This is a genomic window from Lonepinella sp. BR2271, assembly GCF_051851515.1.
In the GTDB taxonomy this organism is placed as follows: Bacteria; Pseudomonadota; Gammaproteobacteria; order Enterobacterales; family Pasteurellaceae; genus Lonepinella.
Genome location: NZ_JBPDVF010000002.1, coordinates 81,635 through 93,257, shown reverse-complemented (window position 1 = coordinate 93,257; position 11,623 = coordinate 81,635). Strand labels below are relative to the sequence as shown.

16 protein-coding genes are annotated in these 11,623 nt (G+C 41.8%); 7 read left to right on the top strand and 9 right to left on the bottom strand.

Annotated elements, in window-relative coordinates:
- Positions 1-135 precede the first annotated feature (135 nt).
- Both ACTG7X_RS02440 and ACTG7X_RS02435 read left to right on the top strand, forming a co-directional pair.
- The gene (locus tag ACTG7X_RS02440; RefSeq protein ID WP_439256953.1) at positions 136-597 is read left to right on the top strand and encodes a tetratricopeptide repeat protein; all 462 of its coding nucleotides are present in this window, start codon (positions 136-138) and stop codon (positions 595-597) included.
- Between the two features lie 8 nt (positions 598-605).
- Positions 606-1,829 (top strand): prolyl oligopeptidase family serine peptidase, encoded by a 1,224-nt coding sequence (locus ACTG7X_RS02435; RefSeq protein ID WP_439256952.1) that lies wholly within the window; start codon positions 606-608, stop codon positions 1,827-1,829.
- A gap of 39 nt (positions 1,830-1,868) precedes the next feature.
- On the opposite strand, the gene ACTG7X_RS02430 is transcribed toward ACTG7X_RS02435, so the two are convergent.
- From ACTG7X_RS02430 to ACTG7X_RS02415, 4 genes are all read right to left on the bottom strand, one after another.
- On the bottom strand, positions 1,869-2,447 hold the full coding sequence (locus ACTG7X_RS02430; protein WP_439256951.1) for a hypothetical protein: 579 nt from the start codon (positions 2,445-2,447) through the stop codon (positions 1,869-1,871).
- 25 nt (positions 2,448-2,472) lie between these two features.
- A complete protein-coding gene (locus tag ACTG7X_RS02425) occupies positions 2,473-2,949 on the bottom strand; it encodes a tetratricopeptide repeat protein (RefSeq protein WP_439256950.1) in 477 nt (158 codons plus the stop codon).
- A gap of 159 nt (positions 2,950-3,108) precedes the next feature.
- Positions 3,109-3,936: a CAF17-like 4Fe-4S cluster assembly/insertion protein YgfZ gene (gene ygfZ / locus ACTG7X_RS02420; RefSeq protein ID WP_439256949.1), complete on the bottom strand. Its 828-nt coding sequence runs from the start codon at positions 3,934-3,936 to the stop codon at positions 3,109-3,111.
- A 9-nt stretch (positions 3,937-3,945) separates the two neighbouring features.
- A complete protein-coding gene (locus tag ACTG7X_RS02415; RefSeq protein WP_439256948.1) occupies positions 3,946-4,809 on the bottom strand; it encodes a YicC/YloC family endoribonuclease in 864 nt (287 codons plus the stop codon).
- Between the two features lie 110 nt (positions 4,810-4,919).
- On the opposite strand from ACTG7X_RS02415, the gene rph reads away from it, so the two are divergent.
- Both rph and pyrE read left to right on the top strand, forming a co-directional pair.
- Positions 4,920-5,636 carry a ribonuclease PH gene (gene rph, locus ACTG7X_RS02410; RefSeq protein ID WP_439256947.1) on the top strand — a complete coding sequence of 239 codons (717 nt, stop codon included), beginning with the start codon at positions 4,920-4,922 and terminating at the stop codon, positions 5,634-5,636.
- 127 nt (positions 5,637-5,763) lie between these two features.
- Complete coding sequence (gene pyrE / locus ACTG7X_RS02405; RefSeq protein ID WP_439256946.1) at positions 5,764-6,411, top strand: orotate phosphoribosyltransferase; 648 nt, start codon at positions 5,764-5,766, stop codon at positions 6,409-6,411.
- 40 nt (positions 6,412-6,451) lie between these two features.
- Here the strand turns inward: pyrE and metJ are convergent, their stop codons facing one another.
- The 5 genes from metJ to radC form a co-directional block, all read right to left on the bottom strand.
- Positions 6,452-6,769, bottom strand: a complete 318-nt coding sequence (gene metJ / locus ACTG7X_RS02400; RefSeq protein WP_439256945.1) for a met regulon transcriptional regulator MetJ — start codon at positions 6,767-6,769, stop codon at positions 6,452-6,454.
- A gap of 66 nt (positions 6,770-6,835) precedes the next feature.
- Positions 6,836-7,648: a bifunctional DNA-formamidopyrimidine glycosylase/DNA-(apurinic or apyrimidinic site) lyase gene (gene mutM, locus ACTG7X_RS02395; protein WP_439256944.1), complete on the bottom strand. Its 813-nt coding sequence runs from the start codon at positions 7,646-7,648 to the stop codon at positions 6,836-6,838.
- Positions 7,649-7,828: 180 nt separating this feature from the next.
- Positions 7,829-7,999, bottom strand: coding sequence for a 50S ribosomal protein L33 (gene rpmG / locus ACTG7X_RS02390; RefSeq protein WP_077464092.1), 171 nt, complete (start codon positions 7,997-7,999; stop codon positions 7,829-7,831).
- Positions 8,000-8,010: 11 nt separating this feature from the next.
- Positions 8,011-8,247, bottom strand: coding sequence for a 50S ribosomal protein L28 (rpmB, locus tag ACTG7X_RS02385; RefSeq protein WP_005599762.1), 237 nt, complete (start codon positions 8,245-8,247; stop codon positions 8,011-8,013).
- A gap of 197 nt (positions 8,248-8,444) precedes the next feature.
- A complete protein-coding gene (gene radC, locus ACTG7X_RS02380; protein ID WP_439256943.1) occupies positions 8,445-9,137 on the bottom strand; it encodes a RadC family protein in 693 nt (230 codons plus the stop codon).
- 165 nt (positions 9,138-9,302) lie between these two features.
- Between radC and coaBC the strand changes: the two genes are divergently transcribed.
- Genes coaBC through slmA form a run of 3 tightly spaced genes read left to right on the top strand, consistent with a single transcriptional unit; the run spans position 9,303 to position 11,615 of the window.
- Positions 9,303-10,505, top strand: coding sequence for a bifunctional phosphopantothenoylcysteine decarboxylase/phosphopantothenate--cysteine ligase CoaBC (coaBC, locus tag ACTG7X_RS02375; RefSeq protein ID WP_439256942.1), 1,203 nt, complete (start codon positions 9,303-9,305; stop codon positions 10,503-10,505).
- Between the two features lies 1 nt (position 10,506).
- Positions 10,507-10,962, top strand: a complete 456-nt coding sequence (gene dut, locus ACTG7X_RS02370; RefSeq protein WP_439256941.1) for a dUTP diphosphatase — start codon at positions 10,507-10,509, stop codon at positions 10,960-10,962.
- Positions 10,959-11,615, top strand: a complete 657-nt coding sequence (gene slmA, locus ACTG7X_RS02365; RefSeq protein ID WP_439257075.1) for a nucleoid occlusion factor SlmA — start codon at positions 10,959-10,961, stop codon at positions 11,613-11,615. The genes dut and slmA overlap by 4 nt, the downstream gene beginning before the upstream one ends.
- Positions 11,616-11,623 lie beyond the last annotated feature (8 nt).

Sequence of the window (11,623 nt, the reverse complement as noted above, 5' to 3'; positions counted from 1 at the left end):
TGTATCAGGACGGAAAAACATTGTACAAGAAAGTGCGGTGTAATTCAATTCAAGATCGTGAAATAATCATAGAACTTTTGATTAAATTAAACGTCTTAGTTAAATCCATAATTTAACTTTTGAGTCAATCTTACAATGAAAAAATACAGTTATCTGATTTTACCTCTTTTACTGGCAGCTTGCAGCAGTGCTACATCCACAACAAATCAACACCAGCTAGCACAAGAGCAAGCTAGAGCCATCATGCTACAAGGCGTAGAACTCTACAAACAACAATCTTACACCCAAGCCATGCCTTTATTACAACAAGCCACGGAACAAGGCGATATGAAAGCGTCACGCTATATCGGCTTGATGTATCTTAATGGCGAAGGTGTCACTAAATCGCCAAGCAAAGCCTTTGCTGCCTTTACCACCGCCGCCAATCGTGGCGATATTACTTCTCAATATTGGCTCGGTTATCTGTATGAAAATGGTATTGGCGTTGAAAAAAACCTCACTACCGCTATACAATGGTATGAAAAATCCGCCGCTCGTGGCGATCATGTTTCGCAACCGGCAATGGATGCGTTAAAACGTTTAAATTTAACCAAATAGGAAAGCAAATGAAAAAATTAATCTTAACTGGCCTTACTTGTGCCATGGCAAGCACCGCTTATGCCCAAATTGAAAGCGTAACAGCCGTCACAACACCCAATGGTTTAGGTCAACGAGTCACCCAAGCCGTGGTGAATTATCCAGAAAACACCTGCCTAACTGCGGTGCAAAAAACGGATTTTTCGGTTGAAAACCGAACCATTACTGGCGTAACGTTAAATGACGCCAAATGTGTTAATCAGCTTGTATTAGCACTGGATCCACAAGATGCCGATGCGGCCACGACGGAAAAATTAGGCAATGATCGCTCCGCCCCTTACACCGAACGTCACATCAGCTTAACCGTGAAACAAGTCAATTCATTAGCCAGTCAATCTGGTCAAGTAAAACCGAGCGAATTCACCAGTAGCAAGGTGATTAATCAAGTGGTGGACGATTTCCAACAAGCGGAATTTAAAGATGAAAGCGGTGTGGTGGTGAAATATAATTTATTTGTACCGAAAAATTATGACCCGAAAAAAGCCTATCCGTTGGTGATGTTTATTCATGATGCTGGTTCCACCAACAGCAATGTGAAACATACTTTATTACAAGGCAATGGTGCCACTTCTTTTGCTGGTCCAGAATGGCAAGCAAAACATCCTGCTTTTGTGTTAGCACCGCAATTTGATCACGCCATTGTGAATGATAAATCAGAAGATCCGGCCGATCTTGAACCAACGATTAATTTAATTAAATCCTTGGCAAAACAATACAATATCGACCCAAACCGCCTTTACACCACAGGGCAATCCGGCGGTGCCATGATGTCTATTGCCATGAACATCAAACACCCTGATTTCTTTGCAGCGAGTTATATTGTGGCAGGGCAGTGGGAACCGAGTGTTACCGCACCTATGGCGAAAAATAATATTTTTGTGTTAGTGTCAGAAAATGATGCCAAAGCCTTTCCAACGGAAAATGAAATCATGAAAGTGTTGGCAGAAAATGGGGCAACGGTGAAAGAAAGCCACGGTTGGAATGCACAAGCCCCCGTGACGGAATTAAATGAAAAAGTAAATGCGTTGCTTGCCCAAGGTGGCAATATTCATTACGCCAGTTTCACTGGTGGCACCTTGCCAATGGAGCAAAACTCACAAAGCAAAGGGGCAGCTCATATGGGAACGTGGCAAGTGGCGTATAATATTGATGCTATTAAGGAATGGTTGTTTAGTCAGCGTAAAGCAAAATAGGAAAAAAGTGCGGTGAAAAACACCGCACTTTTTTTAGAATTAATGAGATATTTTTTCAGTATTCTCAGTATTCTCAGTATTCTCAGTATTCTCAGTATTCTCAGTATTCTCAGTATTTTTTGTATTCTCTGTTTTATTTTTATCTTTTTGTAATTCAAAAAAGATAAACCCAGGAATAAAAATATAGGCTAAAGTCGATACCAATATCGTTTCCATTCTGACGAAATCTAAATTACTAATAATCATTGAAATGGCACATTGTATCATAGCTAAAATAATGTTAATTTTGTACCAATCAGCATACTTTTGTCGGCTTTTCATATAAACATGAAAAATCAAAATGACATTTGCCATCAATATTAGCAATAAACATGCTGACAAGCATACCAATACGCTATTTGTGGGACAAAATTCTTCTATATAAGTAATGATACATAGCTGTATGACAGTAAATAGGAAAATAAGCACAACAGGAATAATCACCCTATATTTCTCATTTTTCTCTATTTCTGGATTATTATTAATTTCTTTCTTTTTAACCCGGTTGGAAAAAGGGGGGACCTCAGCGTACCAACAAACACCCAAGAATATTACTATAAACTCCAAGATAGTTAACATAAAAACTCCTTATATAGTTTATTAATTAGAATTTTTCCTTTAAGATCTGGCAAGAGACATCGTTTCCACCTTGGCAAGCTTTTGTAAGCCATTCTTTTGCTTTGGTTGTATTTTGTTTTACTCCTTTACCTGAATAGTACATTGATGCTAGACTAAATGCAGCATTAATATTCCCCTGATTGGCAGATTTAATAAACCATTCACTCGCTTTAACATTATCTAGCTTTACTCCACGCCCCGTAAAATAAAGGCCTCCTAATCGGTATTGGGCAATATTCTCTCCTTTCTTTGCTGATTTGAGATACCATTCTTTTGCTTTCACATAGTCTTGTTTTACTCCATTTCCTTCTTCGTAAGCCTTACCAACCGCAGTTTGACAGAGCAAATTACCCTCTTTAGCACAATCAATGACATCAGAATAAGATGCGGATTCTGCATAACTTGGATGAATAACCCCCATTGCAAGCAGGCCAGAAATGATAACTTTAGATTTATTTAACATAGGATTTTCCTTTTTTATGATTGAATAAAAAGAATACTACCATTGTTTTTTTTTTGCACAATTCGATATAATTCAATCGCTCAAATATTGAGCTTTCTCCATAACAAAAAAGCACGCAATGATGTCTATTGCGTGCTTTTTCTTGGAGATAAAATGGTCTTAATTTAGTTCATAAGGCAACGCCTGCAACACCAAACGCACCTCCGAATTCGGCAAACGAAACACCTGTTCAGGCGTAATATCATTATTCAATACCACTTGCAACCACAAAACGCCGTCAATATTCACCGCACTTAAAATGGTGCCAGTGGCTCGCCAACCACTTTCCAGTTGCATTTCAATTTCACCACCGATTTCTGGGGCTAAATCCGTATCGGCTTGAAAGGCAAACATAGCCCGTTTATTAGCCCCCCGATATTTGGCACGAGCAATGGTTTCTTGTCCGATATAACAGCCTTTTTGGAATGAGATGGCTTGTTCTAAGGCTTGCAAATTCACCGCTTGCGGAATAAATTCCCCTTGGGTTTTGTCGGTGAGCAAGGGATAGCCTTGTTGAATATCGGCGAGCTGCCATTGGGTAAAATCGGCATTAATTTGCACCGCACTTTCAGGATTAATGAACATTTTTCGGTTGGCAAAGACGACGCTAATTTGTGCTGAAATGTCGTTATCTTCGTTAATCAAGCCGATAATCTCGGCATTCAATAAGGTAAAGGTGACTTTAGAAAATACCGCATATTTTTTTAATTGAGCAAGGCCAATTTCCACCAAAGAATGGTGAATAACAGCATAAAATTGTGTTTCTGCCACCCGAATTAAACGGAACACCGACATGATTTTCCCTTTGGGATCGCAATGTGCGGTGATTGTGCTATCACCAACAGCTAATTTGCTGACATCACAGGTAAGTTGCCCTTGTAAATATTTTTCTGCGTCTACGCCAGTAATATCCAGCAGACGATAAGGTTCAAGCGAAATAACAGCCATAACGTCCCCCTATTCCAAATTCTGAATTTGTTCACGCATTTGCTCAATTAACACTTTGAGTTCCACCGCTGACGCCGTGGTTTCCGCATTAATGGATTTGGAGGCGAGTGTATTGGATTCTCGGTTCAGTTCTTGCATCATAAAATCTAATTTACGCCCAACTGCCCCGCCTTTTTTCAAAATTGAATGGGTTTCTTTGATGTGCATTTGCAAGCGATCCAACTCTTCTGCCACATCCACACGTTGTGCCAACAGGATCATTTCTTGTTCTAAACGCATTGGGTCGGGTTGTAACTGGATTTCTTCAAAACGTTGCAATAAGCGATCTCGCTGCCATTGTAAAATCTCCGGCATTTTCGACCGCACTTTATCAGCCTCCACGCCAATGGCTTGTAAACGTTGCTCAATCACCTCTTTAAGTTTATCGCCCTCACGTCCACGCATGGCAATAAAGTCTTGCAATAGTTGATCAAAACCCGCCAATAAATCTTGGCTAATCACATCCACATCTTGCTCAGGCGTTTCGACCACACCGGGGTAACGCAACACGTCGGTCAAATTAATTTCGCCCTCACCCGCTTGAGTTTTAATCCATTTCAAGGTTTGAATCACTTGTTCCGCTAAGGCTTGATTTAAGTTTAGGCTGGTGGCCGTTTGTTTTTTGCTATCAATTCGCAAACTACATTCAATTTTGCCGCGGGTGAGATTTTGGCGAAGTTTTTCACGCAAGGTGTTTTCTAAGCCTCGAAATTGTTCAGGCAAACGGAAGAAATTTTCTAAATAACGTTGGTTCACCGAGCGGATTTCCCACACAGCGTCGCCCCAGTCTTTTTTGATTTCAATTCGGGCGAAAGCGGTCATGCTGTAAATCATATTTTTATCCTTTGTGATATCTATTTACCGTCCTTATTCTAACGTTAAATTTCGTTTCTGTCATTTTGCGTGCTAAAATAACCGCACTTTTTTTGAATAAGGAATTTATTATGCGTCCAGATAACCGAGCCAATCACGCCCCACGCCCCATTAAAATGACTCGCCATTACACCAAACACGCCGAGGGATCGGTGCTGGTGGAATTTGGTGAAACCAAAGTCATTTGTACTGCCAGTGTAGATGAATCCGTCCCTCGTTTTTTAAAAGGCCAAGGCCAAGGTTGGGTGACGGCAGAATACGGCATGTTACCTCGTTCTACCCATAGCCGTATGCAACGTGAGTCTGCCAAAGGCAAGCAAAGTGGTCGCACCATGGAAATTCAGCGTTTAATTGCACGTTCATTGCGTGCGGTGATCGATTTAACAGCATTAGGTGAGCGGACGATTACGTTAGATTGTGATGTGATTCAAGCTGACGGCGGCACACGTACCGCCTCAATTACAGGGGCTTGTGTGGCATTAATTGATGCGGTGAATGGATTGATTGCCAAAGGCGTGTTAAAAACCAATCCAATCAAAGGGTTAGTCTCTGCCATTTCCGTTGGCATTGTGAACGGTGACGCCGTATGTGACTTAGAATATGTGGAAGATTCTAATGCCGAAACGGACATGAATGTGGTGATGATGGAAGATGGGCGAATGATAGAAGTGCAAGGCACGGCAGAGGGCGAGCCATTTTCCCACGACGAACTGTTGACGTTGTTAGATTTAGCCAAACAAGGTTGTGAACAGATTTTTGTGGCACAAAGAGCAGCGTTAGCAAATTAAATGAAAATCCCCTCTCCCTTTGGGAGAGGGCTAGGGTGAGGGTTGGGTTCAGATTAAATTTTACCCTCACCCCAACCCTCTCCCAGAGGGAGAGGGAGCTTAGATGTGAAATTTTGAGAAGAATATTATGCAAGATTACAAACAACAATTTATCCAATTTGCTTTAAGTCGCAATGTGTTACGTTTTGGCGAATTTACCTTAAAATCCGGCAGAAAAAGCCCATATTTTTTTAATGCAGGTTTATTTAATACCGGAGCCGATCTCGCCAAATTAGGCGAATTTTATGCACAAGCTATTCAAGCCAGTGGCTTAACTTATGATGTGATTTTTGGACCAGCTTACAAAGGGATCCCTATTGGCACAACCGTATCCGTGGCGTTATTTAATCAATTCGGCTTAGATAAACCAGTGTGTTTTAACCGCAAAGAAGCCAAAGATCACGGTGAGGGCGGAAATCTGATCGGCTCCCCATTACAAGGCAAGGTGTTGTTGGTAGATGATGTCATTACAGCGGGAACCGCCATTCGAGAGGCCATGGATATTATTGCGGCTAATGGTGCAAGCCTCAGTGCGGTGGTGATTGCATTAAACCGAAAGGAAAAAGGCAAAGGCGAATTGTCGGCGATTCAAGAAGTAGAACGAGATTATCAATGTGATGTGTTGTCGATTGTGGATTTAGATGATTTGATGATGTTTATTGAAAATGATCCAGAATATAGCGAGTATTTGCCTGCAATGCGAGCGTATCGTGAACAGTTTGGCGTAGTATGCTAAAAAATAAATTAACCCCCAATTTTGGGGTTAATTTTTGGTTCTAATATTCCCATTCATCCGGCTCAATCCCCAATTCACGCATAATTGCTTTGGCGTGTTCTGGGATTTCATTATTGCGATCTTTCAGTAAATCTTCGTCGGTGGGTAAGGGCTGCCCAGTAAAAGCGTGTAGAAAGGCCTCGCACAATAATTCGCTGTTAGTGGCATGACGTAGGTTTTTAATTTGGCGACGAGTGCGTTCATTGGTTAGAATTTCCAATACTTTAATCGGAATAGATACCGTGATTTTTTTAACTTGCTCGCTTTTTTTACCGTGTTCTGCATAAGGGCTGATGTACTTGCCGTTCCAGTTCGCCATAATCTGTCCTATATTCCTTTAGAAATTAAGGGTATTTTAATCAAAAAGTAAAAGAATAACAATCACCTATTTTCGCTGACACTTCGGGCAGAAGAAACTATTTCGCTGCCCAATCACTAAACTGTCAATTTTTGCACCGCAGTTTGGGCAGTTTTTCCCCGCCTTGCCGTAAATTTGAAGTTCTTGAGCAAAATAACCGGGTTTGCCGTCAGGTTGCAGAAAATCTTTTAGCGTGGTGCCACCTTGTTCAATGGCACGTTGTAGCTCTTTTTTAATGGTCGTCACTAGCAATTCGGCTTGTTTTTTTGTAATTGTGCTAGCTAATTTTTGCGGATGAAGTCCACATTGAAATAACACTTCGTTGGCATAAATATTGCCAACGCCGACCACAACCGCATTATCCATCAGAAAGATTTTAAGTGCGGTGGATTTTTTGCGAGATTTTTTAAACAAATAATCGGCAGTAAATTGCTCCGAAAGCGGTTCAGGCCCGAGTTTCATAAAAAGATAAAACTCATCTAAATTATCCGTCCAAAGCCATGCCCCAAAACGACGTGGATCGTTATAACGCATAATTTTGCCGTTGTTTATCACCATATCCAGATGATCGTGTTTTTCTATCGGATCATTTTTTTGCACAATACGAACTGATCCTGACATACCTAAATGCCCAATAATAAAGCCTTTTTCCGTGTGAATAATCAGGTATTTAGCACGGCGTGAAAGTGCGGTGATTTTTACTTGAGAAAGTTGGCCGAGTTCAGGCGAAATTGGCCAGCGTAATTTAGCTTGGCGAACAATAATTTTTTCAATAGTAAAACCAGTCAGGTAAGGAGCAATACCATTTTTAGCGGTTTCCACTTCGGGTAATTCGGGCATATTGTATTCCTTTTACCCTCACCCTAGCCCTCTCCCAAGGGGAGAGGGGACAATTTTAGATGAACAAAAATAAAGTTCTTTAAACTATTCCCTCTCCCTTTGGGAGAGGGCTAGGGTGAGGGTGTGAGGGTTATAAAAAAACCCGAACAAGTCGGGTTTTTGATTCTGTACAAAACGAAATTATTTGATTTTCGCTTCTTTATAAACAACGTGTTTACGCACGACTGGATCAAATTTTTTGATTTCCATTTTTTCAGGCATATTACGTTTGTTTTTAGTTGTTGTGTAGAAATGACCAGTTTCAGCGGTTGAAACTAATTTAATTTTCTCACGAGCACCTTTAGCTGCCATGTTTTAGCTCCTTAGATTTTCTCGCCACGAGCACGGATTTCAGCTAATACTGCATCAATGCCTTTTTTATCAATAATACGCATACCTTTCGCTGTTAAGCGTAAAGTTACGAAACGGTTTTCACTCTCAACCCAGAAACGGTGAGTGTGTAAGTTTGGTAGAAAACGACGACGAGTCGCATTCAATGCGTGCGAGCGGTTGTTACCAACGGCTGGACGCTTGCCTGTTACTTGACAGACTCTAGACATAATAAAACTCCAATAATTAAATATAAGCTCGAGCTTACGGTTCGGATACAATTTCAAGGAAAGCCTTGATAGCCACCTCGTCAGGTCGCTCGTTACCGACCCGCTTACTATATTAAAGGCTGTGAATTATACTCACATAATTCGACTTTCTCAAGGAAAAAATACATTTTCATGCGAAAAAGTCGTGAGATTTTTACTTACGGGTGAAAAAGATCCTGTTTTGGATCCTGTAAATAGTCATTTTCCATAAAAGAAAAATAGCACCCCTTGCCAATAATAAAATGATCGACAACTTGAATATCCAGGAATTGGGCCGCTTGTTGAATTTGTTTCGTGACTTGAATATCGGACGCACTGGGTTTAGCCAAACCAGAAGGGTGGTTATGTGCCAAAATAAGTCCTACCGCATTACAAAATAAGGCGGTTTTAATGATTTCTCGTGGATGAATGGTGGCGGCGTTGACGGTGCCGAAAAACATTTCTTCTTGTTTAATGAGACGGTGTTGGGCGTCCAGAAAAAGCACCAAAAAGACTTCGCGTTCATATTGTTCCATTTCCGTTTGCAAATACATTCGTACAATGTCAGATTGATCGAACAGATGTCGTTGTTTTATTTCGGCTAATAAATAGCGTTTGGTCATTTCGGTGCAGGCTTGCAGTTGGATAAATTGGGTAATGCCAATGCCTTTGAATGCACAAAATTGTTGTTGAGAGGCAGAAATGAGACCTCGCAATGACCCAAAATGTTGAATTACCGCATGGGAAAGTTGTGTAACGGGGCAACCTTTGATACCCGTGCGTAAGAAAATCGCCAACAATTCTGCGTCGCTTAAAGCGGTTGCGCCAAATTGGAGTAATTTTTCTCGGGGCATTAAAACAGTGTTTTCCATTTATCATTCCTAAAAATGGGGTTTATTTGCACCGCACTTTGCAATTATTTTGGCGAGAAAGCGAGAAATTTTGTTCAATTTTGGAATGCAGATCACAAAATACAGTTTTTTATTTGCGGAAATTGAAGTAGAATGGGCGTCTAATGATGTGAAAGGGGACTAACAATGACAACATTGCAAAATAAACGTATTGTGATGGGCATAACAGGGGGTATTGCCGCCTATAAAACCATTGAATTGATTCGTTTATTGCGTAAAGCAGGGGCGGAGGTTAGAACCGTTTTAACGCCGGCAGCCGCTGAATTTGTCACGCCATTAACCTTGCAAGCCATTTCTGGCAATCCTGTGTCGCAATCGTTACTGGATCCGCAAGCCGAATTAGCCATGGGGCATATTGAATTAGCCAAATGGGCGGAACTAGTTGTGATTGCCCCCGCCAGTGCGGATTTTATCGCACGACTGAATGTGGGCATGGCCAATGATTTGCTTGCTACCCTTTGTTTAGCCACGTCAGCACCGATTTTCCTCGCGCCCGCCATGAATCAGCAAATGTATGCGCAATCTGTTACGCAACACAATATCCAATCCTTACAGCAACGTGGTATCCAGTTAATTGGTCCGAACTCGGGGGAACAGGCTTGTGGTGATGTTGGGCTAGGTCGCATGTCCGAACCGCAAGAAATTTTTAGCGCGCTTTTACAACATTTCTCCGTTACGCAGGATTTAGTGGGTTTGAATGTGGCGATTACCGCAGGGCCAACCCAAGAGGCCATTGATCCGGTCCGTTATATTAGTAATCATAGCTCGGGCAAAATGGGCTTTGCTATTGCGGCGGCTTTTGCACAACGGGGGGCCAAGGTAACGTTAATTAGTGGCCCAGTAAATTTAGCCACACCTCACCAAGTGACGCGTATTGATGTGCTGTCGGCACAAGAAATGTGGCAAATCGCCCTTGAAAGTGCGGTGAAAAATCATATATTTATTGCTTGTGCCGCGGTAGCGGATTATCGCGTGGCGGAAGTGGCAGCGCAGAAAATTAAAAAATCAGGTGATGAAATGCAACTTCGCTTAGTCAAAAATCCTGATATTGTGTCGGATGTGGGGCATTTAGCCGAAAATCGTCCATTTACCGTGGGGTTTGCCGCGGAAACACAACAAGTTGAGCAATATGCACAAGATAAGTTAGCCCGCAAAAAATTGGATATGATTTGTGCCAATGATGTGTCTAACGGACAGGTTTTTGGGGCGGAGCAGAATGCGTTAATGTTATTTTGGCCACAGGGTTCAGCCAGCTTGGCAAAAACCACTAAAACACAATTAGCCATCCAGTTAGTAAATAAAATCGTCGAAAGATATAAGGCAAAATAAGATGAAAAAAATTGATGTTAAAATTTTAGATAGTCGCATTGGCAGCGAATTTCCGCTACCTACCTATGCGACCACCGGATCAGCGGGCTTAGACTTACGTGCATTGATGGAGCAGGGCTTTGAACTTCAGCCGGGTGAAACCAAACTGATTCCAACAGGTTTGTCCATTTATATTGCCGATCCTAATTTAGCCGCGGTGATTTTGCCACGTTCTGGCTTAGGCCATAAACATGGGATTGTCTTGGGTAATTTAGTCGGCTTGATCGACAGCGATTATCAAGGCCCGTTAATGGTTTCCATGTGGAATCGAGGCGATCAACCGTTTAAAATTGAAGTGGGCGATCGCATTGCGCAACTCGTGTTTGTGCCAGTGGTGCAAGCGGAATTTAATCTTGTAGAAGACTTCATTCAAACTGACCGAGGCCAAGGTGGTTTTGGACATTCAGGTAAGCAATAATGGTAGAACAGTTGGAAATTGCCGATCTTGAACCCGTTGTGGTGGAAAAATCGGCACCCAAAATCGAAAAACGCAGCGTCAAAGAGCGTCGCCAACAGGTATTAGCCGTGTTGGCCAGCATGTTGCATTCTGAACGAGGCATGGAACGCATGACCACAGCTCGTCTTGCCGAGGCGGTGGGCGTGTCGGAGGCCGCGTTATATCGTTATTTCCCAAGTAAAACCAAAATGTTTGAGGCGTTAATTGAAAATATCGAACAGAATTTATTTATCCGTATTTCGCAATCTACTAAATTGGAAACGAACACGCTGAATCGTGTGCGTGATATTTTACAGATGATCTTAGATTTTGCACGTAAAAATCCCGGCATGACACGCGTGTTAACTGGTCATGCACTGATGTTTGAAGATGCCCAATTACAGGCGCGTGTTGCCCAATTTTTTGACCGTCTTGAATTGCAATTTGTGAATATTTTACAAATGCGGAAATTGCGCGAGGGGCGTGTTTTTGCGGTAGATGAACGTACTATCGCAAGTTATTTAGTGACCTTTTGCGAGGGACAATTTATGCGTTATGTGCGGACCAATTTCCGGCGTGGCGTCAATCAAAGTTTTGAACAACAATGGCAATTAATCGAGCCATTATTCGCCTAGGATATTGG